Source organism: Streptococcus sanguinis (assembly GCF_900635155.1).
GTDB classification, from domain to species: Bacteria; Bacillota; Bacilli; order Lactobacillales; family Streptococcaceae; genus Streptococcus; species Streptococcus sanguinis_G.
Genome location: NZ_LR134002.1, coordinates 1,003,108 through 1,016,365 on the forward strand (window position 1 = coordinate 1,003,108; position 13,258 = coordinate 1,016,365).

Annotated in this window: 12 protein-coding genes; 7 read left to right on the top strand and 5 right to left on the bottom strand. The window is 42.0% G+C overall.

The window, feature by feature from the left end:
• Positions 1-4 precede the first annotated feature (4 nt).
• Both ELZ47_RS05150 and ELZ47_RS05155 read left to right on the top strand, forming a co-directional pair.
• Entirely contained in the window at positions 5-676 is a 672-nt protein-coding gene (locus tag ELZ47_RS05150) for a potassium channel family protein (protein WP_032913402.1), read from the top strand.
• 158 nt (positions 677-834) lie between these two features.
• On the top strand, positions 835-1,356 hold the full coding sequence (locus ELZ47_RS05155; RefSeq protein ID WP_125332421.1) for a GNAT family N-acetyltransferase: 522 nt from the start codon (positions 835-837) through the stop codon (positions 1,354-1,356).
• Here ELZ47_RS05155 and ELZ47_RS05160 read toward each other — a convergent pair.
• Entirely contained in the window at positions 1,278-1,589 is a 312-nt protein-coding gene (locus ELZ47_RS05160) for a VOC family protein (protein WP_125332419.1), read from the bottom strand. The genes ELZ47_RS05155 and ELZ47_RS05160 overlap by 79 nt on opposite strands.
• Positions 1,590-1,836: 247 nt before the next feature.
• Here ELZ47_RS05160 and ELZ47_RS05165 point away from each other — a divergent pair, with 247 nt between their 5' ends.
• Positions 1,837-2,622, top strand: a complete 786-nt coding sequence (locus tag ELZ47_RS05165) for an alpha/beta fold hydrolase (RefSeq protein WP_126435474.1) — start codon at positions 1,837-1,839, stop codon at positions 2,620-2,622.
• Between the two features lie 110 nt (positions 2,623-2,732).
• On the opposite strand, the gene ELZ47_RS05170 is transcribed toward ELZ47_RS05165, so the two are convergent.
• Positions 2,733-3,191, bottom strand: coding sequence for a hypothetical protein (locus ELZ47_RS05170; protein WP_125332406.1), 459 nt, complete (start codon positions 3,189-3,191; stop codon positions 2,733-2,735).
• 198 nt (positions 3,192-3,389) lie between these two features.
• Between ELZ47_RS05170 and rimM the strand changes: the two genes are divergently transcribed.
• The 3 genes from rimM to ELZ47_RS05185 all read left to right on the top strand — a co-directional run bounded on the left by rimM (position 3,390) and on the right by ELZ47_RS05185 (position 7,371).
• The gene (gene rimM, locus ELZ47_RS05175) at positions 3,390-3,908 is read left to right on the top strand and encodes a ribosome maturation factor RimM (RefSeq protein ID WP_125332404.1); all 519 of its coding nucleotides are present in this window, start codon (positions 3,390-3,392) and stop codon (positions 3,906-3,908) included.
• Positions 3,898-4,620: a tRNA (guanosine(37)-N1)-methyltransferase TrmD gene (gene trmD, locus ELZ47_RS05180; RefSeq protein WP_125332402.1), complete on the top strand. Its 723-nt coding sequence runs from the start codon at positions 3,898-3,900 to the stop codon at positions 4,618-4,620. Before rimM ends, trmD begins: the two co-directional genes overlap by 11 nt.
• Before the next feature lie 189 nt (positions 4,621-4,809).
• A complete protein-coding gene (locus ELZ47_RS05185) occupies positions 4,810-7,371 on the top strand; it encodes a CAP domain-containing protein (RefSeq protein WP_126435476.1) in 2,562 nt (853 codons plus the stop codon).
• Between the two features lie 136 nt (positions 7,372-7,507).
• Here ELZ47_RS05185 and ELZ47_RS05190 read toward each other — a convergent pair whose 3' ends face one another.
• From ELZ47_RS05190 to ELZ47_RS05200, 3 genes are all read right to left on the bottom strand, one after another.
• The gene (locus ELZ47_RS05190) at positions 7,508-8,344 is read right to left on the bottom strand and encodes a sugar ABC transporter permease (protein WP_126435477.1); all 837 of its coding nucleotides are present in this window, start codon (positions 8,342-8,344) and stop codon (positions 7,508-7,510) included.
• Positions 8,344-9,702, bottom strand: a complete 1,359-nt coding sequence (locus ELZ47_RS05195) for a carbohydrate ABC transporter permease (protein WP_002904606.1) — start codon at positions 9,700-9,702, stop codon at positions 8,344-8,346. The genes ELZ47_RS05190 and ELZ47_RS05195 overlap by 1 nt, the downstream gene beginning before the upstream one ends.
• A gap of 81 nt (positions 9,703-9,783) precedes the next feature.
• The gene (locus tag ELZ47_RS05200) at positions 9,784-11,040 is read right to left on the bottom strand and encodes an extracellular solute-binding protein (RefSeq protein WP_002930668.1); all 1,257 of its coding nucleotides are present in this window, start codon (positions 11,038-11,040) and stop codon (positions 9,784-9,786) included.
• Positions 11,041-11,404: 364 nt separating this feature from the next.
• Here ELZ47_RS05200 and uvrC point away from each other — a divergent pair, with 364 nt between their 5' ends.
• A complete protein-coding gene (gene uvrC, locus ELZ47_RS05205; protein WP_126435479.1) occupies positions 11,405-13,240 on the top strand; it encodes an excinuclease ABC subunit UvrC in 1,836 nt (611 codons plus the stop codon).
• The last annotated feature ends 18 nt before the right edge of the window (positions 13,241-13,258 follow it).

Genomic DNA, 13,258 nt, shown 5'->3' on the forward strand with positions numbered 1-13,258 from the left:
AGAAATGGCAAATCAAACAGTTGGAATCCTCGGCTTGGGGATTTTTGGACAGAGTATCATTGAGGCCTTGATTTCTCAAGATGTAGAAATCATTGCGATTGATAATCACGAAGAGACAATCAATCAGTATGAAGACATGATTGCCGTTGGTGTGATCGGGGACATTACTGATATGGAGCTTTTAGAGGCGGCAGACGTTGGGTCCTGTGATACGGTCATCGTAGCGACGGGAGAAAGTCTGGAATCCAGCGTCCTAGCGGTCATGCACTGCAAGGCATTGGGCGTTAAAAATGTCATTGCCAAGGTCAAAGATGAAGTAACTCAGCAGGTGCTGGAAAAGGTGGGAGCTGATCTGGTTATTCTGCCTGAAGTGGAGGCTGGTATTTCATTGGCCAAGACTATTCTCTTGAACCATTCGATTGAGGTCTTCCAGCTGGATGACGATGTAGTAGTGGCTGAGTTTGAACTGCCTGCTAGCTGGGTCGGGAAAACGGTCCGTGAAGTAGATGCTCGCAGGCTTTATCATCTTAATATTATCGGCTACCGTCTGACAAAAAATCAGCCTTTGGAAAGCAAGTTTACTCCAGACTTTGTTTGGCCAGAAGGCGTCAGCATTATGGCTGTGACTGATAACCAGCATTTGGATAATTTACGTGAAATAGTGAGTAGCAGCTAGGATAATTCCTCTTCGGTGGGGGCCAACCGATTCTATCTAGGCATTCGGCACCTTTCTATTATATGAAGAAAAAATGGATACATAGGAGCTCTTTCAGGGCTCTTTTTTGAAACCAGTTGCAAAATTTATTATACTATCACTAGAAAAGGAGTGATTTTATGAGCTTAACCAGCCAGATCATTACAGCAGATTTTCCAGATTTGGATAAGGTAGAAGCCTTGAATAATGAAGGTTTCCCAGAAGAGGAAAGGATACCGCTCAGTGAATTTTTACGATATGAGGAACAGGAGGATGCTAATTTTTTCGCTTTTTATCATGAAAAGGAATTTGTTGGTTTTGCCTTTGCCATCTCCAACGCGCAAGCCTTTTATGTTAGTTTCTTTGCTATTATGCCCCACTTGCGCAGCCATGGCTATGGCGGTGAAATCATCGAAAAGCTGGTCAATTTCTATCAGCAAACCATGCTTTTAGAAATCGAGCGCCTAGATGAGCCGTGTGATAATCTTGAACAGCGTCAGGCTCGCTGGGAATTTTATAAAAGCAAGGGTTTCCGCTCGTCGAATGCATTTCTGGAATATGAGGATCTTAGCTTTGAAATTCTTTATCGAGGTGATTCTTTTGACGAAGAATCTTTTTCGATACAAAGTCCTTGCCAGCCTTCCTCGCACTCATCCCAGTAGAAAAAGCGCTCCAGATTTTTAGGTCTGCCAAATAGTTTAGCTATGATTTTGGCTATTACAGGAATGCCCGTATTTTCCAGTAGCTCAATATAGGGGCCTTGACTAAAGTATATTAAGGCATTGTTGGGTTTTTTCCTTCTGCCGTATTCGACGACAAAACCCTTTTCTTCCCATTCCTTGACCGCCTGCCGTAAGCCTTTTACCTTGTAAATCAGATGGCCGCTTCTTATCATAGTAGCCCCTCCTTTTCGTATTCTGCCTTTACCTTAGCATAGATTTTTAGGAAAAACAAGCCTTGAGATTAGCCTTCATTCACAGTGCAAGCAACTGCCTCTTCTAACACGAATCTTGGTTGAATATGAAAAAATTTTGGTATATAATTTTGGGTATTGGGGTGTCCTTATTCTGATAGTAAAATAGCTAACTCTCAGATAGTAGTGTGTGCCCAGATAATATTTGTAAGAATTGATTGGAAACATTATGAAAGAAAAAATCATCAAAACGAAAGTAGGACAGCTATTTGTATCTTATCAACCTGCGGAAAAGATTGCTGTATTTTTAAGCGGTGCAGGGAGTCTGCCGACCTATGAAAATTTTTTGCCAGTTATTCGGAAGTTACCTAAAAATTGGGGCTATTTAACAATAGATTACCCTAATGCTGGCCAAAGCCCACTGGAAAATCAAGAAAATGTTGTTTTGGACGATTTGGTTCAATCTATTATAGAGGTTTTATCACATTTTAAAGTCCTCCAGTATGCTGTTTGCGCGCACAGTATTAGTGGTCTTGTAGCAGTTAAAGTTGCTGAGTCAGAGCCGTTTTGTCAGGGACTAATCTTAATTGAGCCGACCACTTATTCTGTTCTATATGGCGAATTGGCTCAGAATCCTTATCCCGAATTTTTATCCTTACAGGAGAAAGTTCAGACGCTCGGTGGAGGATATGAATATCTGAAAAAAATAGGACAAGAGAGTTTTTCAGTAGCTGATTATAAAATCTTATGGGCTAAGGCAGAAAAGAGTTCAGATAGATTAAAATCTGTACAAGAAGGATTTCAACATTACTGCAGTATCGCAAAAAGCGATTTTCAAAACATAGATATTTCTTTTCAATTCCCGATTTTTATCCTGAGTCAGGCCTATCGAGAACAAGAATATAAAGATTCCGAATTTGCTTCACAAAATACTCAGATTATTTTAGGAGGCAACCATCATTATTTACATTGGAGTCAGTTAGAAAAGATAGCTGAGCTTCTTTTAGAAGTGTGATGGGCAAGATGTATACAAACTTTAATTGGTACATTGAAAGCGGGAGTGAAGATACATGCAAAATAGCTGAGATTAAAATCTCAGCTATTTAGTACATATTTATGAGAGTTTCATCCTAGTATCTCAGCAATAGCATCTCGAATTTCCTGAACGGTTGCGGATTTGCTATGGTCACTGGTATCAAACTCGATGTATTGGCCATCAGCATCAACAGTTCCCCCGACAGGCCCTTCGGATCCATCGACTGATGTTCCAATGGCAGGGGGGATGCTTGTGTCTGCATAGTCTATATCAATAACGATGATGCGCGTATTGGCCTCTAAATCGTCTATCATTGGAAGAGACGATGTGGAGGTCATATTCTGATTAGCATAGTATTCTAGGAAAGCCTTGATGGTTAGGTTATCAATTTGAGCAATTTTTTCGTCAAGGGCTGAGATATTTCTAGTTTCTTTCGTTTCATTTTCCATTGCTTGGCCTTTTTTGACCTGTGTCAAAGCAGTTAAACTGGCGGCTGTGGTAGCTAGAATAGCAGTAGAGAGAAGGAGTTTGCTTAACTTTTTTCCCATAGGTATCACCAACTTCTTTCTAGTTTTGCGTAAACACACTTGGGTGTTTACGGTGTTGAGGTTCTATATGTATAATTATACGTTAAACAGCAACTTTAATCAAATAAATATAGGCAAGAGAATTCCCCCTTATCTTCCTTGTACATTCCCCTATATCATGATAAAATACTAGGCAGAGTATAATATGTTGGAGTCGAGATGAATTATTTTAATGTTGGAAAAATTGTCAATACGCAAGGTTTGCAAGGTGAGATGCGGGTTTTGTCAGTGACGGATTTTGCAGAAGAGCGTTTTAAAAAAGGCAATACCCTTGCCCTGTTTGACAAGAAAGATCAGTTTGTCATGGATGTGGAGATTGCTAGCTATCGCAAGGTCAAGAACTTTGATATTATCAAGTTTAAGGGGATGTACCACATCAATGACATCGAGAAATTCCGTGATTTCACTCTGAAGGTCCGAGAGGAAGATTTGACGGACTTGGAAGACGGGGAATTTTACTACCATGAAATCATCGGCCTTGAAGTCTATGAAAATGACGTTCTTCTTGGTACGATTAAGGAAATTCTGCAGCCAGGAGCCAATGATGTCTGGGTAGTCAAGCGCAAAGGCAAGCGCGACTTGCTGCTGCCTTATATTCCGCCAGTGGTGCTGGGGATTGATATTGAGCAAGGTCGGGTTGATGTAGAGATACCGGAAGGACTGGACGATGAAAATTGATATTTTGACTCTCTTTCCGGAGATGTTTGCGCCCTTGGAACACTCTATCGTCGGTAAAGCTCGGGAAAAAGGCCTCTTAGAAATCAACTACCACAATTTCCGAGAAAATGCTGAAAAATCCCGGCATGTAGACGACGAGCCATACGGCGGAGGCCAGGGTATGCTGCTACGGGCCCAACCTATTTTTGATGCCTATGATGCCATTGAAAAGAAGCAACCGCGTGTGATTTTGCTGGATCCTGCTGGTCGGACTTTTGACCAAACCTATGCTGAGGAGCTGTCTAAGGAAGAGGAACTCATTTTCATTTGTGGCCATTACGAAGGCTATGATGAGCGGATCAAGACTTTAGTGACAGACGAGATCTCGCTTGGGGACTATGTTCTTACTGGGGGAGAATTGGCAGCCATGACTATGATTGATGCTACCGTTCGCTTGATTCCAGAGGTTATTGGAAAGGAAGCCAGTCATACAGATGACAGTTTTTCGTCTGGACTCTTGGAATATCCTCAGTACACTCGGCCTTATGACTATCGGGGTATGGTTGTTCCTGAAGTCCTTATGAGCGGTCATCATGAAAACATCCGCAAGTGGCGTCTCTATGAAAGTCTGAAAAAGACCTATCTAAGACGTCCTGACTTGCTGGAACGCTATGAAATGACGGCCGAAGAAGAAGCGATGTTAGAAGAAATTCGACAAGCTCAATCTGACTGACAAGCAAAGTTAACTCTTAGAAAGAATCTAGGAGTTTTTCTTTATTCAATACAAAAATGCTCATTTTTGTTAGAAAAACCATCTTATTTTTCTAATACAACATTTTTGTAACTAAATTGTAATAAAAAAACTATTAAAAGGATACGTTTGCTACTAGTTAATACTAGCGTTTTGTGATAGTATATTACTATGCGGGCTGCTATACCCAGGTTAATTATAGTATGTGAGATTATAAAAAGGAGATTGATTATGGAAAAGAAAATAGGCAAGTCTGTTGTAGCGACTGGTATCGCGGCTACAACTATTATTTCTGGTGGACTGACCCATCAAGTGCACGCGGATGAGTTGGTTGAATCAACTGTAACAGCTCCACAAGCGACTGAAGTAACTGGGAAACCAGTGACAGCAGCAGATGTAGCTGTTGCCCAAGAAAATGCTGAAGCTGCCAAAGCTAAACTCGATGAGCAAAGATCGATAGTAGATACTGCTAAAACAGAAGCTGAAGATGCAAAAACTAGCGTGAAAGTTGCTGAAGCCGCTGTTGAGACTGCTAAAGAAATGCAGGCAGAAGCAACAGAAGAAAATGTTGCTAAAGCGGAGACAGAAGCAAAAACAGCAGAGCAAGATGTTAGCGCAAAAGACACTGCCGTTCGAGAAGCTACAGCTAAAGCTGCTAAGGCAGAACAGGCTGTTAAAGACCAAGCAAATACTATTAAGGCCAGTCAATCTCTTGTAGATGTTGCAGAGACTGAATTGAAACAAGCTAAAACACCACTTAACTCAGAAGAGCAAGCTGTAGCAACTGCTAAGAGTCAGCAAAGTCAAGCACAGACTGCTTTAGACAATGCAAAATCTGAACTGACAAAGGTAGAACAAGCAGCGTCTTCTGCTCCACAAGTGCAGGCTGAAATCCAGAATAAAATCAATCAGGCAAAGGAATCTTTGGGTCAAACCAATCAAGCTATCAGCTCTCTTGAAGGACAGATTCCGGCTGCCGAGAAAGCAGCAGCAACAGCTCCTGTTGACCTTCGTAATACGACTTATTCTCAATTTTTAGAAAATGTTCGTAACAATGCGGCTAATCAGGAGATTCGTGATGCTGCTAACAATGCTCTTGCAGTTTATCAACGTGGACAAAATGAGTTTGGTATCACAGTTAATTCTGACCCAACCAGTCCAGCTAATTTAGAAAATAACCTGCAAGCTTTAGAGTTGGTTAAGGCCATTAATGCTTACCGTCGTAATGCCGGCTTACAAGAGTTGTTGGTTGATCCGTATGCGAATGTGGCCAGCCAGGTTCAGACTATCTACTTTGAGCGTAATAACAGGCACATGGGTAAGCTGATTGGTAACGAGAATGTGGCGATTAGTTTTGACCCGCAAGGGGCTGTCAATTTCTGGCATAGTGAAAAAGCTCTCTACCAAGAGATTGCAGCGCAATATGGACTGCCTACAGATGAAACTCAGATTGATGCTAATGCTATCTATATGAGAGTTGGAGCAGGTGTATTTGCTCAGATTGGCCACTATGTTCAGATGATGGACAATAAAGCCAATGCTATCTCAGCAGCTTATGATAAACATCCAAATCAATGGGGCACTCCTCATGGTACATCCGAAGTTGGTTTCCATCACATTAGCAACTTTGACCAACGTGTTAATAACGGTACTCTATTGACTGTTGCGGCTATGGAGCAGTTGTTACGTGCTGGTGGTGGTCGTTCTGCAGGTTCTAATGCAAATGTTACAGCTCTTAAGAATCAGTTAGCTGAACTCAAGGCTCAAAAAGTTGGTCAGGAATCAGCTATCAATATCCTCAATGTTCAATTAGCTGATGCTCAAAAGGCAGCGGCAGCTCAAATTGCAGCAGTTGAAGCAGCTCGTCAGAAGGTAGCAACTGCTGAAAATAATCTGGCATTGACCAAGCAAAATGTTGCCCTTAAGCAGGAAGCTCTCGACAGAGCGACAGCTAAGATTGCAGCAAACCTAGCACCTTATCAGACTAACTTGAGCAATGCTCAGGCAGTTCTAGCGGCAGCTAAAGATAAGTTGGCAGAACTTCAGTCAGCTCAAGAAGCCGCGAAAGCTAATTTGACAACTGCTCAAGAGGACTTGATGTCTGCTCAAAAGACATTAGCAGCAGCTAAAAAGAAAGTTATTGACCTTCAAAATGCTCCTCAGTTACTTGCAGAAGCAGAGCGGGAGTTGGCAGAAGCGCAGCTTGATTATGAAGCTAAACAAGCAATCTTAAATCAAGAAACTGCAACTTTAGCTGTCCTTGAAGAGGCTTACAACAGTCTTCAAGCTAATTATGAAACTCTCTTGAATATCTTGAACCAAGCATCTCTCCTTTATGGAAATGCTCTGAATAGTAACTATCGCTCAGGTGAAGATAAACAGACTCTAACAGCTGTAAAAGGTGGAGCAGCTGGTCCAGGTACAGAGGATGAATCTAAGAAAGATTCAGATGCTAAGACTGCAGAAGTTCATGCGAACACTCGTGAAGTCAAAGGAGCAACTACGGGTGCCGTTCAAGCGGCAGGTGGTGGTGCATTTACTGATTTTGTTGTAAATCCTGCAGCTCAGCTAGCAAGTGTGGCTACGACAGCCGATAAGGCTCCAACGGTACCTGCTATTCTGCCAAATACTGGTTCAGAAGCAGAACGCCTTGCAATTTTTGGTATGGCACTTGGTGCAGCTGCCTTTTTGGGAACCAATAAGCGCCGTCGCAGAGACGAAGATTATAATTAAAGAAATACATAATGAGTCTGGAATAATTTCCAGACTCATTTTTTTGTGTCTATAGCAATTAAACAATCTAATATAAAAAGAAAGATAAAAACTTCCGATATTAACTGTCGGAAGTTTTCAATATACATAACAGATTTTATTTGACTGCTCCGCCTGTTACACCTTCTACGTAGTATTTCTGCATGAAGATGAAGAGAAGAGTGATTGGGATAGCGATGATAATCGCTCCAGATGTGAAAGGCAAGAACCATTTATTGATGGCATCCTTATTAAGCATTTGGAAAAGACCTAAAGCCACTGTGTATTTTTCCTTGACATCGCCTAGGATGACAGAGGCAAAGATGAAGTCGACCCAAGGTCCCATGAAAGCCATAAGCGCTGTGTAAACGATAATCGGTTTTGACAGCGGCAGTGTGATAGTCCGGAAGATTTGGAAGCGGGTCGCTCCGTCGATCATAGCGGATTCGTCTAAAGAATATGGGATAGTGTCAAAGAAACCTTTAGCAATATAGAAACCTAGAGCTGCTCCAGCTGAATAAACCAGAATCAGTGACGTCAGGGTTTGTGTCAAATTGAGTGCTTTCAAGATGTAGTAAACCGCAATCATAGACATGAAGCCTGGGAACATGTTAAGAACCAGAGCCAGCTTGAGGAAACGGTTTTTATGCTTGAATTTGATACGACTGAGTGAGTAAGCCATACCCACAGTAATCAAAGTAGACAGGATACAAGTCGCTGTCGCAACAATCAGGGTATTCATAAACCACTGAACAAAAGGATATGTGTTGTTATTAAATAGTCTGATATAGTTGTCAAAAGTATAAGTTTTAGGGAAGAAGTAAGGGACCGCATTAGAACCTTCACCACGGAAGCTGGTCAGAAAAATCCAGATAATCGGCGTTAGCCAGATGAGTGCTAAAACAGTCAACAAGACATAAATCCCTAATAAACCGAGTTTTTTTCTATTTTTCATTATTTAGCAGTTCCTTCCTTGAATGATGCGGATCTAGTATAGGCTAAGAGACTGAAGGCTGCAGAGATTGCAAAAATCAGGATACCGATAACAGATGCCAGATTGTAGTCCTTGGCAGAAACGGTCAGTTTATAGAGCCAGGTAACCAAGAGGTCAGTTGAGCCTGCCTGATAGTAGGAAGAGTTAGTTGGTCCACCACCTGTCAGGAAGTAGATCACATTGAAGTTGTTGATGTTCCCGATAAACTGTTGGATGAGTGATGGCGCCATAATCAAGAGAATTTGAGGGAAAGTAATGCTCTTGAAGATTTGAAGCTTGCTAGCTCCATCAATCTCAGCAGCTTCGATTTGCTCACTAGGCAGGTTCATGATAATCCCAGTCGCTACCAGCATGGTAAATGGAATACCAATCCACATATTGACAAGGATGATTGAGAACTTAGCCCAAACAGGGTCACTCAAGAATGGAATTGGATGCTGAATGAGATGGAGACTTTGCAACAATCCGTTCAAAGGTCCATTGTCATTCAGGAAATTACGCATCAAGAGCAGGGATACGAATTGTGGAACTGCGATAGTAATAACGAAGAGTGTGCGCCAAACTTTCTTGTACTTGAGACCTTTGGTATTGAGCAAGAGAGCCAAAACAATTCCGAAGAAGAAAGTAGTAGCTGTCGCAGCAACCGCCCAAATCAAAGTCCAGCCTAAAAGTGGGAAGAAGGTGCTAGCCATACGGCCTGAGAAAACATCACCGAAACTAGAGAAGCCAACCCAGTCAAAAAGTGACTTAGGAGCTGGATGCTTATGGTCAAAGTTAGTAAAGGCCAAACAGATCATATAGATCAGAGGCAGGATGGTAAAGAGCAGTACTCCGATAAGTGGAATGCTCATCAGTCCCATGTGGAAACGGCCGTCTGCAAGCGTCTTGAAGTCCTCAACGAAGTTAGGAATCTTCTGACCAGACTGTTTAAGAGCCATTAAGTGGCGAGCACTTTTCAGGTTGCACCAGTAGATGTAGGCGAAGACAGCACAGAAGATAAGAGAAGCAAGTCCAAAAATCAGCATCAGCATAGAGTTGTCACCCGCTACTTGAACGGTGATTTCCAAGCCGTTAACTTTTTTGATAGCCTCTCCTTGCTCTTGAGTTCCCAATGTAATCATGCCGCCAATAGCTGGTATGATTTGAACTGCAAAAGCAATCAGGAAAGCAATTTCTGAGAAGAGGAAGAGCAGCCCCTTGATAAATTGTTTGTTTACAAGGTTGCTCAGTCCCATTACCAGAAAAGAGAGTTTGACATCCCATGTTCCCTCTTTAAAAACCTGAACCATGGATGCATTGTCATAAGATGACTGAGTCATAGTATTCTCCTTATATTTACAAAGAAAGAAGTGAGAAGGCTGCCCCCCTCACTTCAATGCTTATTTAAATTTGCTTGAGAATTATTTAGCTGCTGCTAAATCTTTATCAAACTGTTGTAATTTTGCGAGGTATTGATCTTCACCAAATTTACCGTTGTAAGCATCGCTGAGGATTGCAGCACTTTCAGTCCAGAAGACAGACATTTGGCTAAGTTTAGGCATAACTGTTGTGTAGGTATCAGAAGATCCCATTGTGATAACAGCTTGTGCCAATGCATCTTTCTTCACATCTTCAGACTCTTGTACTTCTTTGTTAGCTGGGATGATGTGACGTCCTTCAAACTTGAATTGGTTTTCTTGGCTTTCTTTGCTAGTAAGTGCTTGAGCCAGTTTGTAGCTTGCTGCGATACGGTCAGTGTCGCCGTTTGAAGGTGTTTGGTTAACTGCGTAAAGTTTTACACCAAGGAAGGCTTTTTGTTGAACGTCTTGTCCACCGATGTTAACAGTTGGGTAAACAGAGATACCAAGGTTGTCTTTGCCGACAGCTTTTTCAGCAGCTGCATAGTCCCATGGACCAGATTGGAAAGCGTCAACTGAACCATCTTCAAATTTAGCAAGAAGGTTAGCAGCATCTACGTTTACAAAACCACTGTTATTCTTTTGAGCTGCAATGAACTTCAGAACGTTCACACCAGCTTCGTTACCCCAGTTTGTTCCGTCTACTTGTTCACCATCTTTACCAAAGAGAGTGTCGCCAACAGAAAGGAAGAGTGGAGCAGTAGCGTAAGCATTAACTTCTTTCAAGTTTCCGCCGAATTTAGCTTTAGATGTAATTGTTTCGTATGATTTAACATCGTCAGCAGAAAGTTTTGACTTGTTGTAGTAGGTTACTTGTGACTCGATACCAAATGGGAAAGCATAAGTTTTACCTTTATACTGAGCACCAATCGCTGCTTGTTCTGTATCGTTTTTCTTGATTTCTTCTGCCATATTAGAAGGAACTTCTTGAATAGCTCCGGCTTCAACTAATTTACCTAGTTGGTCGTGTGGCAGAGAGAAAACATCGGCAGCAGTACTAGCATCTTTTGTCAGATTTTCCTGAGCGTTTGGATCTTCCATTTCGACTACGTCAACCTTGTAGCCTGATTCTTTCTCGAACTTGCTAACTGTATCAGAGTAAGAATCTTTAGCACCAGTTGGTACCCAAAGTTTCAAGGTCTTGCTATCGGCTTTAGAAGAAGAGCTCTCCTTGCTGCTATTTGAGCTACAAGCTGCTAAGAGCGTTCCTGCAGCCAGCAAGCTGACACTGCCCAATACTACTTTTTTCCATGTTTTCATTCCTATTTCCTCCCGGAATTTTTATTTACAATTCTATTATGCAACCGTTTGCAATTTTTGTCAAGTCTTTTTTTGAAATTTTTTTAAAAATATATTAATTTTTCTAAAATTTTTCTATTTTATTTCTGTTTATTTTATCAAAGCCTATTAAAATGGCTGTGCAATCGCTTGCTTGATTTTTACTTCGAAAACGCTTTATTATGAAGAGAATTTTGTCTCATTCGCAATATATTTTTGGTACATGTATGAAGAGATGAAGAGAAGTTATAGTTCATCATTACCTATGAAAAGAATCAAACTTATGATTTTCTAATAATCTAGTGTCTACCTGTTGAATGCTTCCCTTTTCTGCTATAATAGACCTATGAACAAGCTAATCCAATCAAAGCTGGAACTGTTGCCGACCAGTCCTGGCTGTTACATTCACAAGGACAAAAACGGTACCATTATCTATGTCGGTAAAGCAAAGAACCTTCGCAATCGAGTTCGTTCTTATTTCCGTGGCAGTCATGATACCAAGACGGAGGCTCTGGTTTCTGAGATTGAGGATTTTGAGTTTATTGTCACCGAGTCCAATATTGAGGCTTTGCTTCTGGAAATCAATCTAATCAAGGAAAACCAGCCCAAGTACAATATCATGCTCAAGGACGATAAGTCCTATCCTTTTATTAAAATTACCAATGAAACCTATCCGCGCCTAATCATCACGCGCCAAGTCAAAAAGGACGGTGGGCTTTATTTTGGCCCTTATCCGGATGTTGGTGCGGCCAATGAAATCAAGCGTCTCTTAGATCGGCTCTTTCCTTTTCGTAAGTGTACCAATCCACCTGAAAAGGTCTGCTTTTACTACCATCTGGGGCAGTGCAAGGCCCACACTATTTGTCAGGTAGACAGCCAGTATTTCAAGGAGCTAGCCCAGGAGGTTGCGGCCTTTCTCAAGGGTCAGGATGACCAGATTATTGAGGATTTACGGGGAAAAATGGCTGGCGCAGCGCAAGCTATGGAGTTTGAAAAGGCAGCGGAGTACCGCGACTTGATTCAGTCCATTGGCACCCTGCGAACCAAACAGCGAGTCATGGCCAAGGATTTGCAGAATCGTGATGTCTTTGGTTACTATGTGGATAAGGGCTGGATGTGTGTACAGGTTTTCTTTGTCCGCCAGGGTAAGCTAATCGAGCGTGACGTTAATCTCTTTCCTTATTACAATGATCCTGATGAGGATTTTTTGACCTATATCGGCCAGTTCTATCAGGAAAAATCCCACCTCAAGCCCAATGAAATTTTGATTCCGGCAGATATTGACGAAGAAGCTGTCCGAGCCATGGTGGATACTAAGGTGCTTAAGCCCCAGCGAGGCGAGAAGAAACAGTTAGTCAATCTCGCTATCAAAAACGCCCGAGTCAGTCTCCAGCAGAAATTTGACCTCTTGGAGAAATCTATTGAAAAGACTCAAGGGGCTATTGAGAATCTAGGGCAGCTCCTTAACATTCCGACACCTGTTCGTATTGAGTCTTTTGATAACTCCAACATCATGGGGACCAGTCCTGTATCAGCTATGGTGGTCTTTGTCAATGGTAAACCAAGCAAGAAGGACTATCGCAAGTATAAGATTAAGACTGTGGTAGGACCTGATGACTACGCAAGTATGCGTGAGGTCATCAAGCGGCGCTATAGTCGGGTGATTCGAGATGAACTGACTCCGCCTGATCTGATTGTCATTGACGGTGGACAGGGCCAGGTCAATATTGCTAAAGAAGTGATTCAGGAGCAGTTGGGATTGGATATTCCCATCGCTGGACTGCAAAAAAATGACAAGCACCAGACTCATGAATTGCTCTTTGGTGACCCTCTTCAGGTTGTAGAATTATCTCGCAATTCGCAGGAGTTTTTCCTACTCCAGCGTATCCAAGATGAGGTCCACCGCTTTGCAATTACCTTCCACCGCCAGCTCCGGTCTAAGAATTCCTTCTCATCGCAGCTAGATGGCATTGAAGGTTTGGGACCAAAACGCAAGCAGAATCTTATGAAACACTTCAAATCTCTAACCAAGATTAAAGAAGCCAGTGTTGACCAAATCGTCGAAGTCGGCGTGCCACGAGCAGTGGCAGAAGCAGTGCGGGAGAAGTTAAATCCGAAAACTCAGGAGCAGGAACAAGCACAGTTGCGAGAGGTGGCGGAGCCAATAAAAGAATTAGAATAAGTAGCTAGATAGAAAGTA

Excerpts from the sequence above, each read along its gene's own strand:
- ELZ47_RS05155 (WP_125332421.1), top strand. The coding sequence starts at position 835 with ATGAGCTTAACCAGCCAGATCATTACAGCAGATTTTCCAGATTTGGAT.
- ELZ47_RS05160 (WP_125332419.1), bottom strand. The coding sequence starts at position 1,589 with ATGATAAGAAGCGGCCATCTGATTTACAAGGTAAAAGGCTTACGGCAG.
- uvrC (WP_126435479.1), top strand. The coding sequence starts at position 11,405 with ATGAACAAGCTAATCCAATCAAAGCTGGAACTGTTGCCGACCAGTCCT.
- ELZ47_RS05170 (WP_125332406.1), bottom strand. The coding sequence starts at position 3,191 with ATGGGAAAAAAGTTAAGCAAACTCCTTCTCTCTACTGCTATTCTAGCT.
- rimM (WP_125332404.1), top strand. The coding sequence starts at position 3,390 with ATGAATTATTTTAATGTTGGAAAAATTGTCAATACGCAAGGTTTGCAA.
- ELZ47_RS05200 (WP_002930668.1), bottom strand. The coding sequence starts at position 11,040 with ATGAAAACATGGAAAAAAGTAGTATTGGGCAGTGTCAGCTTGCTGGCT.
- ELZ47_RS05195 (WP_002904606.1), bottom strand. The coding sequence starts at position 9,702 with ATGACTCAGTCATCTTATGACAATGCATCCATGGTTCAGGTTTTTAAA.
- ELZ47_RS05185 (WP_126435476.1), top strand. The coding sequence starts at position 4,810 with ATGCGGGCTGCTATACCCAGGTTAATTATAGTATGTGAGATTATAAAA.
- ELZ47_RS05190 (WP_126435477.1), bottom strand. The coding sequence starts at position 8,344 with ATGAAAAATAGAAAAAAACTCGGTTTATTAGGGATTTATGTCTTGTTG.
- trmD (WP_125332402.1), top strand. The coding sequence starts at position 3,898 with ATGAAAATTGATATTTTGACTCTCTTTCCGGAGATGTTTGCGCCCTTG.
- ELZ47_RS05165 (WP_126435474.1), top strand. The coding sequence starts at position 1,837 with ATGAAAGAAAAAATCATCAAAACGAAAGTAGGACAGCTATTTGTATCT.
- ELZ47_RS05150 (WP_032913402.1), top strand. The coding sequence starts at position 5 with ATGGCAAATCAAACAGTTGGAATCCTCGGCTTGGGGATTTTTGGACAG.